The organism is Streptomyces sp. UW30 (assembly GCF_008042075.1).
Lineage (GTDB): Bacteria > Actinomycetota > Actinomycetes > Streptomycetales > Streptomycetaceae > Streptomyces.
This window is the reverse complement of the sequence record NZ_RDBN01000110.1, coordinates 1-13,268: the sequence shown is the minus strand read 5'-3', so window position 1 is coordinate 13,268 and position 13,268 is coordinate 1. Positions and strand designations below refer to the sequence as shown.

General features: G+C 71.6%; 11 protein-coding genes and 1 pseudogene. 5 read left to right on the top strand and 7 right to left on the bottom strand.

Features of this window, described 5'->3' with window-relative positions:
- Nucleotides 1-24: 24 nt before the first annotated feature.
- Nucleotides 25-1,356: a BTAD domain-containing putative transcriptional regulator gene (locus EAO75_RS44565; protein ID WP_148000837.1), complete on the bottom strand. Its 1,332-nt coding sequence runs from the start codon at nt 1,354-1,356 to the stop codon at nt 25-27.
- A 184-nt stretch (nt 1,357-1,540) separates the two neighbouring features.
- Here EAO75_RS44565 and EAO75_RS44560 point away from each other — a divergent pair, with 184 nt between their 5' ends.
- Together EAO75_RS44560 and EAO75_RS44555 are read left to right on the top strand one after the other, a co-directional pair.
- Nucleotides 1,541-4,060 (top strand): helix-turn-helix domain-containing protein, encoded by a 2,520-nt coding sequence (locus EAO75_RS44560; protein ID WP_148000836.1) that lies wholly within the window; start codon nt 1,541-1,543, stop codon nt 4,058-4,060.
- A gap of 95 nt (nt 4,061-4,155) precedes the next feature.
- A complete protein-coding gene (locus tag EAO75_RS44555) occupies nt 4,156-4,923 on the top strand; it encodes a PE-PPE domain-containing protein (RefSeq protein WP_148000835.1) in 768 nt (255 codons plus the stop codon).
- 48 nt (nt 4,924-4,971) lie between these two features.
- Here EAO75_RS44555 and EAO75_RS44550 read toward each other — a convergent pair whose 3' ends face one another.
- Nucleotides 4,972-5,802 (bottom strand): class I SAM-dependent methyltransferase, encoded by an 831-nt coding sequence (locus EAO75_RS44550; protein WP_148000834.1) that lies wholly within the window; start codon nt 5,800-5,802, stop codon nt 4,972-4,974.
- Nucleotides 5,803-5,907: 105 nt separating this feature from the next.
- Between EAO75_RS44550 and EAO75_RS44545 the strand changes: the two genes are divergently transcribed.
- Nucleotides 5,908-6,369, top strand: coding sequence for an Lrp/AsnC family transcriptional regulator (locus EAO75_RS44545; protein WP_148000833.1), 462 nt, complete (start codon nt 5,908-5,910; stop codon nt 6,367-6,369).
- Between the two features lie 3 nt (nt 6,370-6,372).
- Here the strand turns inward: EAO75_RS44545 and EAO75_RS44540 are convergent, their stop codons facing one another.
- On the bottom strand, nt 6,373-6,786 hold the full coding sequence (locus EAO75_RS44540; protein ID WP_148000832.1) for an SsgA family sporulation/cell division regulator: 414 nt from the start codon (nt 6,784-6,786) through the stop codon (nt 6,373-6,375).
- Between the two features lie 202 nt (nt 6,787-6,988).
- On the opposite strand from EAO75_RS44540, the gene EAO75_RS44535 reads away from it, so the two are divergent.
- Nucleotides 6,989-8,557 (top strand): sigma-70 family RNA polymerase sigma factor, encoded by a 1,569-nt coding sequence (locus tag EAO75_RS44535; protein WP_148000831.1) that lies wholly within the window; start codon nt 6,989-6,991, stop codon nt 8,555-8,557.
- 223 nt (nt 8,558-8,780) lie between these two features.
- Nucleotides 8,781-10,253: a hypothetical protein gene (locus EAO75_RS44530; RefSeq protein WP_148000830.1), complete on the top strand. Its 1,473-nt coding sequence runs from the start codon at nt 8,781-8,783 to the stop codon at nt 10,251-10,253.
- 91 nt (nt 10,254-10,344) lie between these two features.
- Here EAO75_RS44530 and EAO75_RS44525 read toward each other — a convergent pair whose 3' ends face one another.
- The 4 genes and pseudogenes from EAO75_RS44525 to EAO75_RS44510 all read right to left on the bottom strand — a co-directional run.
- Nucleotides 10,345-10,542, bottom strand: a complete 198-nt coding sequence (locus EAO75_RS44525; RefSeq protein WP_148000829.1) for a hypothetical protein — start codon at nt 10,540-10,542, stop codon at nt 10,345-10,347.
- Between the two features lie 117 nt (nt 10,543-10,659).
- A complete protein-coding gene (locus EAO75_RS44520) occupies nt 10,660-11,322 on the bottom strand; it encodes a hypothetical protein (protein WP_261989717.1) in 663 nt (220 codons plus the stop codon).
- 274 nt (nt 11,323-11,596) lie between these two features.
- The gene (locus tag EAO75_RS44515) at nt 11,597-11,839 is read right to left on the bottom strand and encodes a hypothetical protein (protein WP_148000827.1); all 243 of its coding nucleotides are present in this window, start codon (nt 11,837-11,839) and stop codon (nt 11,597-11,599) included.
- A gap of 229 nt (nt 11,840-12,068) precedes the next feature.
- Nucleotides 12,069-13,088: pseudogene (locus tag EAO75_RS44510) on the bottom strand (serine hydrolase domain-containing protein); the annotation flags it as partial.
- Nucleotides 13,089-13,268: the final 180 nt, after the last annotated feature.

The following is a 13,268-nucleotide window of genomic DNA, read 5'->3' as shown; positions in this document are numbered from 1 at the left end:
GCCTCAATGGCCTGTCCACGTTTCCTACACCAGGGCCACCTTCGATGGCATCGACGGGATCGACCGGAGCGAATGGATCGACCGGTCCGGAGAACGGGGAACCGCCATGCCTACGACGACCGCACGCCAGGGACACCCGAGCGCACGACAGGGATGCCCCGGCGCCGCGTCCCAGACCCGCCCGGGTGCCCACCAGGGTCCGCCGCGCCCCGTGTCGTCCCCGCGCAGGATCGACCAACGTGCCCGGCGCAGTGGTTCGCCCGGGGCGACGTCCAGTTCGTCGGCGAGTCGGCGGCCCGTGCGCTCGAACACGGCCAGGGCCTCGGCCCGTCGGCCGGCGCGGTGCAGCGCGTGCATCAGCAGCGCGGCGACGGGTTCGTTCAGCGGCTGTTCCAGGGCCAGCGCGGACAGGTCGGCGATCGCGTCGGTGACCCGGCCCAGCCGCAGCTGCCAGTGCGCCTTCCGGTGCGCCAGAGCGACCCTGCGTTCGACGAGCCGCAGCCGCTCCAACTCGGCCAGGGGCCCCGGCAGTCCGGCGAGCGGCTCACCGTGAAACAGATCCAGCGCCCGGCCGCACAGCCGCACCGCCTCGGACGTGTCACCGGCCCGCTCGGCCGCCTCGGCCGCGGTGACCAGGTCCTCCATGCACGACACGTCCACCTCGACCGCGTCCCGCACCAGCCGATAGCCGTACCGGTCGCGCCCGATCACCGAGTCGGGGCACTCCCCGAGCCGCAGGCCCTTGCGCAGCCGGTACACATAGACCGGTACGACGTTCGCGCCGGGCGACTCCATCCCCCATACGCCGTCCAGCAGTTCCTGCCGGCTGACCGACCGGCCGGGGCTCAGCGCCAGCGCCGCCAGGACGGCCTGCTGCCGGACCGGGCCGACGTCCACGGGCCGCCCGCCGAGCCGGGCCCGCAACGGTCCGAGCACACAGACCCGCAGCCTCGCCTCGGGCGCGGGACCGGCCCCCACGCGGCCGGTGACCCCCGGCGCCGCCCACCTGCGCGGCCCTTGCCCCGGTACGACCAGGCCGCAGTCGAAGGCGTGCACGATCGCGGCACTCCGGTCGCGCAGCCCCAACTTCAGCAGGACGCGGCCCAGTTGTCCGGCCACCACATGCTCCGGCAGCGCGAGCACGTCGGCGATCTCGGCGTCCTCCAGGCCACAGCCGAGCGCGTAGAGCACCTCGCGCTCCTGAGCCGTGAGCGCGGCGAGGCTCGCGCCGGACTGAGGCTGGTGCCCGGCCGGGCGCGGCGGACCCTGGTGGGCACCCGGGCGGGTCTGGGACGCGGCGCCGGGGCATCCCTGTCGTGCGCTCGGGTGTCCCTGGCGTGCGGTCGTCGTAGGCATGGCGGTTCCCCGTTCTCCGGACCGGTCGATCCATTCGCTCCGGTCGATCCCGTCGATGCCATCGAAGGTGGCCCTGGTGTAGGAAACGTGGACAGGCCATTGAGGCGGTCATATGTGGCCGGTGACCGCGCTAGAGTCCCTCACCTGCGAAAAGTCGACACCTGTGGGGGAAGGGCCGTGACTTGTGGCCGGTGAGTTCGGCGAGGTGCTGCGACGGCTGCGGACGCAGGCGGGGCTGACCCAGGAGGAACTGGCGGAGCGTTCCGGGGTCAGCGAGCGCACCATCCGCGGTCTGGAGACCGGCAAGCGGACCAACCCGCGCATGACGACGGTGCAGGAGCTGGCCAAGGCGCTCTCGCTACGGCCCCGGGAGCGCGAGGAGTTACTCGGCGCCGCCGTCCCGCGCAACCCGGACGGCGAACGCCCGCACGAAACCGACGCCGAGCCGCCCGGCGACCGCAGCGACGACACCACCACTGGCAGCAGCGGCTCCGCCATCGACGAGACCACCACCGGCAGCAGCGGCTCCGCCATCGACGAGACCACCACCGGCAGCAGCAGCTCCGCCATCGACGAGAGCACCGGCCCCCGTGGCGAAGACTCCACCGGCACCCCGGCCGAGGCCGAAGGACACTCCACCGCCGAGCAGCCCTCGCCCGACCGCTCCGATCCGCTGCCCCCCGACCCGGCCGAGCAGCTGGCCAGGCTGGTCGCGGCCCGCTGGCAGCGCGAAGAGGAACAACGTCAGGTCCAGGACCCGTTCCCGCTGCCGGTCCGCTGGGAGACGACCCCCGAGTCACTGACCGACCACTGGGCCAACATCCTCCGGCTGCCCGCGAGGGCCACGGCCGAACCCCTCGACCTCGCCGGACGGCTGGACGACATCACCGACGTCTACCGGCGCATCCCGTCCGGCCGGATGGTCGTCCTCGGCAGATCCGGCTCCGGAAAGACGATCCTGGCCCTGCGCTTCGTCCTCGACCACCTGAAGACGCGCACCGCCACCGAACCCGTCCCGGTGATCTTCAGTATCGGCGCCTGGAACCCCACCGCCATCACCCTGCGCGACTGGCTGGCCGAGCAGTTGACGCGCGACCACCCCGGCTACGCCGCCCGCGGCCGGAGCAGCGAGAGCCTGGCCGCCGAACTGGTCGAGTCCGGCCGCGTACTCCCCGTACTGGACGGCTTCGACGAGATCGCCGACGGCCTGCGCCGCCCCGCGCTGGAGGCCCTCAACGCCATCACCCTCCCGCTGCTGCTGACCAGCCGCCCCGACGAATACGCTGCCGCGGTCGCCGAGACCGACGTACTGACCTCGGCCGCCGCGATCCAACTCACCGACCTCACCCTCGACGACCTGGCCGACTACCTGCCCCGCACCACCCGCAAACCCGGCCGCGCGAACCTAGCCGAGAACGCCTGGGACCCGGTGCTGACCGCACTGCGCGCACAGCCGCGGGACGAACCCGCATCCCCCCTCGCCACGGTCCTGAAGACCCCGCTGATGGTCGCGCTCGCCCGCACCATCTACAGCGACACCCCCGACCACGACCCGGTCTCGCTGCTCGACACCGACCGGTTCGCCGGCCCGGAGGAGCTGGAGGACCACCTGCTGGACAACTTCATACCCACCGTCTACCGCCACCGCCTCCACGGCGGCCCGTCCGCCCGCCCGCACCCCGGCTTCGAGGCGGACCGCGCCCGGCACTGGCTCGGCTACCTCGCCCACCACCTGACCCGGCTCAAGACCCCCGACCTCGCCTGGTGGCGGCTCGGCAACGGACTGGGCCGCACCACCCGCACCCTCGTCTCCGCCGTCCTGACCGGACTGGCCATCGGCCTCGTCGACGGCGCCGTCGCCGCGGCCTTCCGCGGCACGCTCACCGGCCCCATCGTGGACGCGTCGATCGTCGGCCTCCTCGCCGGCCTCATGTTCGGGTTCGTGCACTGGCTGACGTACACGGCCAAGGGCAAGCAGGTCGCACCGTCCGCCGTGCGCCTGCAGATCCGCGGCCGGCCCGAGAGCACCGCGTGGAAGGCCGTCCCCCGACTAGTGATCGGCACGCTGGGCGGGGCGATCTTCGGCTTCGGCTACGGCTTCGTCGTCGGCCTGGTGAAGTCGTACGCCTGGACCGACGACCTCTCGGCCATGCTGCACGTCGGCCTGGTCGACGGGCTCGTGTTCGGCTCGGTCTTCAGCGCCGGAGCCGGCCTCACCTTCTGCCTCCTCGGCCTGCTCGAAACGCCCCTCGACATCGACTCCGCCGTCAACCCGCGCAGCCTCCTCCTCACCAACCGCGGCATGGTGACCACCCAACTGCTGGTCTGGGCACCCACCTTCGGGGCGGTCGTCGGATTCGGCAGCGGGGTGGCCGTCGACCTCCTCCAGGCGCCACTGGGCCCCCTCGCCATGCCCGGCGAGGCCAGCCTCATGCTCGGCGTCATCAGCGGCCTCGGCGGCGGCCTCGGCTACGCCCTCACCCTGACCGCCTGGGGCCAGTGGCTCCTCCTCACCCGGATCTGGCTGCCGATGACCGGGCGCCTGCCGTGGGCCGTGGTCACGTTCCTGGAGGACGCCTACCAGCGCGGCGTGCTCCGCCAGGCCGGCGCGGTCTACCAGTTCCGCCACGCCCGCCTGCAACACCACCTTGCCCAGCGCCATCGCCGCGCCACCCTTCACGACGATTTCATCGCGCCTCTTTAGCGTCTGGCGCCACACGGACCGGGCCCCGAACGAGCCGCAAACGGGGCGGACATGCCGGACGGGCCCGGCCCGCCAACCGACCCAGGGGGACACCCATGCCGAAGACCGACCGACTCGCGCGCCGCGCCAAAACCGTCGCCGTCACGGCGGTGATGACGGCCGTCGCCGCCCTCACACCCACCGTCGCACAGGCCGACGAAGCCCCTCACCACTACTACATCGAGCTCGGCGGCACCGGCACCGCGCTGCCCGCGCCCGACTGCACCGGGACGTTCTACTTCGCCAACCAGCACCTGGAGGAGGGCGCCGAGGCCGTCCGCGTCTGCTACCCGGCCAGCGCGGGCCCCTGGCTCAACGGCCACAACGCCCCGGACCTCACCGCGCAGAGCTACGACAGCAGCGTCGCCGAGGGCTACCGGAACCTCCTGGCCGCCGTCGAGCGGACCCACCGCGAGAACCCGACCGCACGCCTGACCGTCGTCGGCTACTCCCAGGGCGCACAGGCCGCCGACGCGGTCCTGGAGACGATCGCGAACGGCGGCACCGACATCCCGCGCGAGCTCGTCGACGGCAAGCTGTACGCCGACCCGAAGCAGCCCGACACCGGAATGTGGGCCAAGGTCCCCAAGGGCCTGGGCGCCTTCGGCTTCACCTCCGCCGGTCCCGGCCCCCGGGAGTTCCCGGGCGTCCCGGTCGCCCGCTTCTGCATCCGCGGCGACCTGGCCTGCGACGCCACGACGCCGGTGGCCGCGTTCGACTTCTTCCTCACCGACAAGCACGCGCGCTATGTGCTGGACGGCAACGTGATGGCCAGGACCATCGCCCAGGACGGGCTGAACGGCGTCTACTGGACCGAGTCCTGACCCGGCAGGGACATCCGGCGGCGCCCCTTCCCGAGGGGCGCCCCTTCCCTACCGGCCCGGTCGTCCGCAGCCGCGCTCAAGGACGACCGTCCGCATGCCGCCCGCCCCGCTCTCCTCGCGGCGCACCCGCAGCCCGGCCGTGCGCAGCTGCTCCAGCACCCAGGCGTGGGAGAGCCGCAGTTTGCGGTAACTGCGGGCGGTGAGCGTCCAGGCGGCGTCAGAGGCGTCCCGCTCGTGGACCAGGTCGTGCACGACGACCGTGTAGTCGTCGTAGTCGTCCGGGTACTCCAGGAAGCACGTCATGATCCGGTCCTCGGTGGCCCGGACCGGAAGGAAGCGGTCGGTACCCGTGAGCGGGACCGTCAGGTCGCGGTAGGCGAACACCGCCGTCCCCCCGGGGGCGAGGGCCGCGGCGACGTCGGCGAAGAGGGCGGCCACGTCCGCGCGGGTCGGCAGATGAGTCAGCGTGTCGCCCAGACAGACGACGGCCTCGGCCGACCCCGGCCGCACCAGTTCCCGCAGCGCGGTCCGCACATCCGCCCGCACCGCCCGCACGGCGGGCAAATGGGCGGCATGGGCGGCGAGTTCGCCCAGCAGCGGCTGGCTCAGATCGACCGCGAGGACGGAGTCGAAGCCCAGAGCGGCCAGCGCGAGACTCGCGTGCCCAGGACCGCACCCCAGATCCACGGCCAGCGACCCGGCCGCCGTACCGATCGCCGACCCGGGCGTCACACCCCACCCCGCGAGAGCGGCACGCTGCCCCGCCGCGAGCGCGTCGAGATCACCGCCGAGCATCCAGGTGTAGTGCTCGGCGAGGAAACGGTCGTAGTGGTCGACGGCGACAGGGGAGGGGGCGGGGGCGGGCGTCGTGGTCGTCATGGACGAGGCTCCATTCAGTCCGGTGGCGAGTGAAATGTAGGGCGGAATACGGGAGTTGGACGGCTCAGCCGAACGAAATTCGGCAGCGCGGGAAGAATCACCGCCATGGACGACACTGATTCGGCGATCCTCACCCATCTCCAGCGCGATGCACGGCTCACCAACCGCGAACTCGCCCGCAAGGTCGGCATCGCACCCTCCACCTGCCTGGAACGGGTCCGCGCCCTGCGCGCCCGCGGCGTGATCACCGGCTACCACGCGGCCGTACAGCCACGCCTGCTGGGCCGCTCGCTCCAGGCCCTGGTCTTCGCCAAGCTGCGTCCCCTGAGCCGGGAGGTGATCCACGACTTCGAGGGCTATCTGACCCAACTCCCCGAGGTCGTCTCGGTCTTCGTGGTCTCGGGCGACGACGACTTCCTCGTCCATGTGGCCGTCCCGGACATCGAGCACCTGCATGCCTTCCTCATGGACCGCTTCAGCGCCCGCCGCGAGGTGGTCACCTTCCGCAGCTCGGTGATCTACCGGCAGACGACCGCCCGCGTCCTGACGCCCATCGAGCCCCACTGAGCCTCAGACCCCGTCGAGCAGGGACAGGAGACCGTGGTCGAGTTCGGGCCCCAGGTCCTCTTGCCCCCGCTCGACGACGGAGTACGACCGCTGCAGGAACCGCCGGAGAGCGGCTGTGGCGAATCTGATGGTCACCATGCCGTGCGGCGCGTGGAACTCGATGATCGTGCGGGTCCGCCCGCTCGGCACCATGCGGACGTCCCCCATCCCGGCCGCCGAGTCGAGCCCCTCCTCCAGGAGCGAGCGGGCGAACGTCCAGGTGGCCCCCCGATCGTCCTCCGAGACATCCGCGGGGAAGTCGATGTGCACGGCGAAGGGGTCGGCGGCGGCGTAGCGCAGGGTGGGACGTATCGGCAGCGCCGGGTGGTCGGGCGTGACGAGGCGGGCGCGGACGGGCTGTTCGAGGGTGAGGCGCATGGTCGTTCATCTCCGGTCTCTGTCTCTGACTCGGTGTGATTGCGCTTTCTCGACCGCGCCGCAGGCCTGCTGATTACGCCGAACCGGAACCTCGCCCCTGTGATCTACATCACGCGAACCATTTACTTGAGATTTTAGTCATCTACGCTGACAAACCCGATCCGCGCCCACCAGCTCAGCAGGCAACCGGAGCGTTCCCGCCATGTCCGACGGTTCCCCCAAGGTGCCCGCCCAGGCATCACCCCACGCGTCCGCCACCGCCTCGTACGCCCGTATCTACGAGGAACAGCAGCCCCGCCTGGTCGCGTTCGCGCGCTCGCTCACCCGCAACAACTCCTGGGCGGCCGAGGACCTGGTGGCCGAGGCGCACTTCCGCGTCTGGCGCCGGCTGTCGGAGGGCCACGAGATCGAGAACGTACCGGCGTACTTGATGACGACGGTGCGGCACCTGGCCGCGACAGCCGGCGCCGGCGAGGCGCGCGAGACCCCGCACGACCCGCGGACCGCCGCCGATCGAACGGAGATAGCCGACCACGCCGAGGGGGTGGCCGACCCGGCCGAACAGGTCTCGTCCGTCGACCTGTTGGTGCGCGTGCTCGGCCAGCTCCCCGAACGCTGGGTGCAGGCCCTGTGGCTGGCCGAGGCCGAGGGCCAGCCGTTGGAGGCGGTCGGCCAGCGCATCGGCGCCAAGCAGGGCGCCACGGCCGTACTGCTGCACCGCGCCCGAGAGGGCATGCGCCAGGCCTTCCTGCGCTCCCAGACGGGCGCCCCCGACGACCCGGCCTGCGAGGTCCACTGGGTGCGCATGCCGGCGTACGTCCGCGGCAACGCGACGCCCCGCCAGTCGGAACGCCTGCTCGCCCACGTGGACGCCTGCGACGACTGCCGCGGCCGGCTCGCGGTGCTCATGCGCGCCAACGACCGTCTGCCCGCACTCGTCGGCCCGGCCCTGCTGGTCTTCGCCGTGGGCGGCGCCGGCAAGTTCCTGCTGCCGCTGGCGGCGGGGTCGGCGGGTGCGGCAGGTGCGTTGAGCGGCCAGATCGGCGGCGCGCTGCACGCGGTCCGGCAGGCGGTGACCGGCGGCGGCGCCGGCGCGAAGGCGCCTGCGGCCGTCGCGGCCGGAGCGACGGTGGCGGGTGCGGCCCTCGCGATGATGCTCGCCCTCGGCACGGGCGGGCCGGCTGCTACGCCGCCTTCGCCGCGGGTGCCGTTGGCGGAGGCGCCGGTGGGGGCTCGGCCGTCGGAGGCGCCGGTGACTCCGGTGGACGGGGACCTTGCTGGATCTGCGAGGGCGCCTGAGCCGAAGCGCGGCGAGCGGGAGTCGGCCGGCGGTGAGGGCGAGGCGGCGTCCGTTGATGTCGTCGGTGCGGTGGGTGCGGGGACGGGTACGGGGGCTGCGGCTGTGCCGGCGACCGTGGTGGAGCCGGCGCCGGTGGAGGAGCCGGTGCAGGTGGATGAGCCGGACGTCGATGTGCCGGGACCGCCGCCTGTGCCTCCGGCTCCCGTTGAGCCGCCTGCGCCGGCGGAGCCTGCGCCCCCGGCGCCGGCCGAGCCCGCGCCGGCCGATCCGGTGGAGGAGCAGCCGGAGGCGCCGGAGGCGCCGAGCACCCCGGAGTACCCGGAAACTCCGAGCACTCCCGAGACTCCGGAACCCCCGAACACCACCCCGGAGCACCCGGAGCACCCGGGGAATCCAGGGAATCCGGAGCACCCGGGAAATCCGGGGAATCCGGAGAGCCCCACGAACCCCGGTACCGGGTGCGGGAATTGACCCCGGGCCAGGTGTGACTCACGTCACCGCCCTCCCGTCCATAGAAAGCGGATGCCGCCCCCTGCCGTACTGGCATGCTCATGCATGACTACTGGGGGGTAACCACCGACCGCGCGCACCGCGCCGGAACGGCTTTCTCGGCATGACTGGCTGACCGGCATGCCCGCTCCCCATGCGTCACCTCCTGCAGCGCACCCCCATACACCGCTCCCGAGGAACACGCGTGCACAGACCCAAGTTCAAGAGCCACGCCGTACTGTCGGCGATCGCTCTCGCGGCCGTACTGACCACCGGCTGCTCCGCCAACACCTCGACCACCACGGACGCGGCGGCCTCAACGGCTTCGCAGAGCCCCGAGCCCGCCGCGGCCCAGGAACAACTCGCCGTCGTATCGGCCCCGTCCGGTACGGCCACTCCCACCGCCGTGGCCGGCGGTGACGGGGACGGCAGGGCGAAGAAGTCCTCCCTCAAGGTCGCCTCGTACGACAGGAAGACCGGACGGGCCGTCATCTCGGCGCCGTCCGTGACGAAGCCGACGCCCACCCCCTCAACCGACCCCTCGACGAGTTCCTCGTCCAGTCCTTCCTCCAGCCCCGCGGCGGCACCCGCGGTAGCCGTCGGCGACATCATCGCCAGCGCTCCCGCCCCCGGCGCCCCCGACGGCGTACTGGCCGAGGTCACGGACGTCGTGGGCACCGCGAAGGCCGGCGGTACGACCGTCGAGACCGAACCGGCGAAGCTCAACTCCGTGCTGGGCGCGAGCAAGGCCGAGGGCGAGGTCCCGGTCGACCCGTCGAGCGTCGAAGTCAAGCCGCTCGTGAATGGCGTGAAGGTCTCCTGGGCGAAGACCGGCGACCTCCACTTCGGCCCCGAGGGCGCGAAACTCCCGCTGGGCAGCCTGCGGATCGACGTGGGCGCGGCGGTCTCCACGGCCGAGGGCGCCCCGGCGTCGGCGGCCGCGTCGGTGGAGGGCTTCGTCCAGCTGGCCCCCGAAGTCGCGTTCTCGTACGACGGTGCCGGCACGGGCTCGTCACCGGGCGCCGCTTTCCTGGGCCTGTCCGGCGACTGGGCCTCCCAGTGGTCCCTGAAGGGCCGCGCGGCCGGCTCCACCGACGGCAAGCCGATCCGCATCCCCTTCGCCCAGCTCCACTCCGACCCGGTGATCCAGGTCGGCCCGATCCCCGTCGTCGTCAACCTCGACCTGACCTGCTACCTCCAGGTCAACGCGGACGGCAAGGTCACCGTCGACGTCGAACAGGACCTCAAGGGCGACTTCCGCGTCGGCGGCAGCTTCTCCTGGGCCAAGGGCTGGACCCCGGTCAGCGAGTCCGACATGACGGGCGAGCCCCTGAAGACCACGGTGACGGCCGCGGGCGACGTCAAGGCGGCCCTCGGCGCCGAGGCCACCGTGGGTCTCTACGGCGCGGTGGGCGTCACCGCCGACCTGGCCCCGTACCTGCGCGCCCACGCCGACGCGACGGCCGAGGGCTCCGCCGACGGCACGGGTTCGGCAACCGGCGCCTACGCCATCTACGGCGGCGTGGACCTCACCGGCTCCCTCAATCTCCAACTGACCATCTTCGGCACCCCCGTCTTCCAGACGAGGATCCCGCTGGGCGCCCTCCACCACGAGTGGCTCCTGACGGAGGGCAAGGCCACGGCGACGGCGAGCCCGCCGCCGACGAAGACCGCCTGACCCGTCCCACGACGCGGGCCGCGCTGCCGTTCAACACCCGGCGGCGCGGCCCGCGTTCGCGTGGTGGCGGTCGGGGGACGGCCGTACGGCGTCAGTCACCGGAGTCGGAGTTCGACCCCGACCCCGACTTGCGCCCGCTACGGGCCATCACCCGGACCACTTCGCCCAGCCCCATGGTCACTTGGGCCACTATGCGCACCCAGCGCGGGCCTCCGCGTGAAGCCCATACGACACAGACGCATCCCCCGACGACGAGCACAAGGACACCGACCAAGGCGAGCACTGCCATGCTCATCCCCCTTCTTCCTCTAGGGTCGCCGCCATCCTCTCAGCCGGTATGACAAGCCCTGTTCCGCAGGGCCCACGGGGGCCGACGCGGTGGTCGGGCAGTGGTGGCCGCAGCCCTTCAGGACCGCGCCGGCACCCGCCAGTACTGCCGCTTCTCCTCGTCCCGTACGACGACGCCGAGCCTGAGCAGTTCCCCGCGCAGCTCCCGGGCGTCCGCCGCGCCCTCGTCCTTCTCCCGAGCCGCCGCACGAGCCCTCAGCAACGCGTCCGCCCCCTCGGGCAGCCCGGGCATCCCGGGCACCCAGCGCCGGAACTCCTCCCGGTGCGGATCCTCGTCCGCCCACCGGAACCCGTGCGCGGCGAAGGCATCGGCCAGCCGCGTCCAGGACAGATGGCACTCCTCCCGCGCGACCTCCATGCCGTCCGGCCCGAGCAGCACGAGCTGCTTGCCGTCCCGTACCGCCAGGGCGATCTCGTCGCGCCCGAACTCCTGTGACGAGTCCCTGACGCCGAGCACCACACGGCCGGCGGACACCCGCACCGACAGCGACTCGTGCACCGCGATGAACCCGACCACCAGCCCGAGCGCCGCCCCCACCGCGATGGAACCGATGGTCAGCCAGGGCTCCGGTACGGACGTCAGCAGCTCGGCCGGCCCCTGCAAGGGAGCCCAGGACAACGTCACGAGCCACTCGGCAAGAAGGGTGACCAGCCAGCCGACGACGGCTCCGCACGCCGTACAAAGGAGCGTCAGAACCCATGCCGACTCGGCGATCACCACGGCATCACGCTCAGGCGTACCGGCCGATGGGCCGCCCTTCTCCGAAAGATTCCCCGTACCCCTCATATCCCCAGTCTGGAAGCAAGCCGCAGGCCCTGTCATCGGCCGTTGGTCTACGGCACCTGCAACTTTGGTCGCCTCGACCCCGCGGCAGCGGCAGCGTGGGAGGACCGAGTCGCGGTGGCCCACCACCGAAGACAGTTCTCGGCGCCCGGGCGTGGTGCCCGGGCGCCGAGACCCATATCAGCGAGCTACGTAACACAATCCCTGTTGATCAGTGGTGTCCGCAGCTGGAACCGATGTGGTTGCCATTCTGCCCGCCCGGATCGCCTTCGCCATTGAGCAGATTGCCCGCCAGGCCGTTGGCGATTCCGATGTTGTTGAGGAGGGCGATGTTCTGGTCGTGGGACCGGCAACCGTGGCCGTCGGCGGGCTGGGCGGTCGCGGTGCCGGTGGCTATGAGGCTGAGGGTCCCGACCATCGCGGCCGCAACAGCGGCCTTCTGAAGCTTGCGCATGTCTCCTCCTTGGGTCGAGTAGAGCGCATACCTAAGATCCACATTGCGCTCATTTCGGAGGCTAATCCGATATCTCCCGGGGCGCTCTTCGGGACTGCCATACGGGCCACGGCCATGAGGGGGAGTCAGCTTCGAGGCGCGGTGAGGCTGGGTCAGCTTCATGGCGTAACAAGGCCCTTTCAGCGACCGGCAGCATCAGCCTTGGCGTCGACCACCTCGACCACCTGGTCTACGCCAGCGACTGCCGCACCGCCTCGACCAGAGACAGCGCACGCACGTCGTCAAGACTCTCGACGATGTGGTTCATGACATATCCGAAGGAAATGCCGTGCTCAGGATCGGCGAAAGCGAGCGAGCCACCTCGACCGGCGTGACCGAACGAACTCGGCCCGGCCATGGGATTGGTCTCGGTCGGCAACATGTATCCGGACCCGAACCGACTGGGAATCAACATCACTTGATCCAGACCGCAGGCCTGCTCATCGGTAGCCCCAGCGAGCGTCTCGGTGGTGAACAGCCGCACCCCGTCCACCTCGCCGATCAACGCGGCGTACATACGCGCCAGTCCACGCGCGGTGCCGATCCCATTGGACGCCGGGAGCTCCGCGGCCTGCACCTCGGGCGAGTTGAAGTCGATCTCGGCCGGTTCGGTGATCGCGAACGCCCTGTTGCTGAGCGAGTCCGGATCCCGCCAGGCGGCGACGAGTTCACGAAGCTCTTCGGGAATCGCCTCGACCGGCACGGTGGCGAGGTCGACATCCGGCTGCTGATGCACCATGCGACTGACCCGCCCACGCTCACTCGCGGGCAGCCCGATGAAGAAGTCCACCCCCAACGGGGCGGCGACCTCTTCGCTGAAGAACCGTCCGGGCGTGCGCCCCGAAACCCGACGGATCACCTCACCGACCAGCCAGCCGTAGGTTCGCCCGTGATACCCGTGCGCGGTGCCGGGCTCCCACAGGGGCCGCTGTCCGGCCAGTGCGTCAACCATCGGATCCCAGTCCAACGCGTCAGCAAGAGCCACCGGTTGATCCAGCGCGACCAGCCCGGCCCGGTGGGCCAACAGCCACCGCACAGGGATCTCCGCCTTACCGCCCGCCGCGAACTCCGGCCAGTACCTGGCAACGGGAGCGTCCAGGTCCAACACCCCGCGCTGGGCCAACAGATGCGCCGCGGTGGCGGTCACCCCTTTGGTGGCGGAATAGACAAGCTGCAGCGTGTCCCGCTCCCACGGCCGCCCCGTTGGGGGTGGACTTCTTCATCGGGCTGCCCGCGAGTGAGCGTGGGCGGGTCAGTCGCATGGTGCATCAGCAGCCGGATGTCGACCTCGCCACCGTGCCGGTCGAGGCGATTCCCGAAGAGCTTCGTGAACTCGTCGCCGCCTGGCGGGATCCGGACTCGCTCAGCAACAGGGCGTTCGCGATCACCG

Bases quoted from the DNA above. Each gene is read 5' to 3' on its own strand.
- EAO75_RS44550 (WP_148000834.1), bottom strand. From the start codon at position 5,802: ATGACGACCACGACGCCCGCCCCCGCCCCCTCCCCTGTCGCCGTCGAC.
- EAO75_RS44515 (WP_148000827.1), bottom strand. From the start codon at position 11,839: ATGCGCAAGCTTCAGAAGGCCGCTGTTGCGGCCGCGATGGTCGGGACC.
- EAO75_RS44540 (WP_148000832.1), bottom strand. From the start codon at position 6,786: ATGCGCCTCACCCTCGAACAGCCCGTCCGCGCCCGCCTCGTCACGCCC.
- EAO75_RS44545 (WP_148000833.1), top strand. From the start codon at position 5,908: ATGGACGACACTGATTCGGCGATCCTCACCCATCTCCAGCGCGATGCA.
- EAO75_RS44535 (WP_148000831.1), top strand. From the start codon at position 6,989: ATGTCCGACGGTTCCCCCAAGGTGCCCGCCCAGGCATCACCCCACGCG.
- EAO75_RS44555 (WP_148000835.1), top strand. From the start codon at position 4,156: ATGCCGAAGACCGACCGACTCGCGCGCCGCGCCAAAACCGTCGCCGTC.
- EAO75_RS44525 (WP_148000829.1), bottom strand. From the start codon at position 10,542: ATGGCAGTGCTCGCCTTGGTCGGTGTCCTTGTGCTCGTCGTCGGGGGA.
- EAO75_RS44565 (WP_148000837.1), bottom strand. From the start codon at position 1,356: ATGCCTACGACGACCGCACGCCAGGGACACCCGAGCGCACGACAGGGA.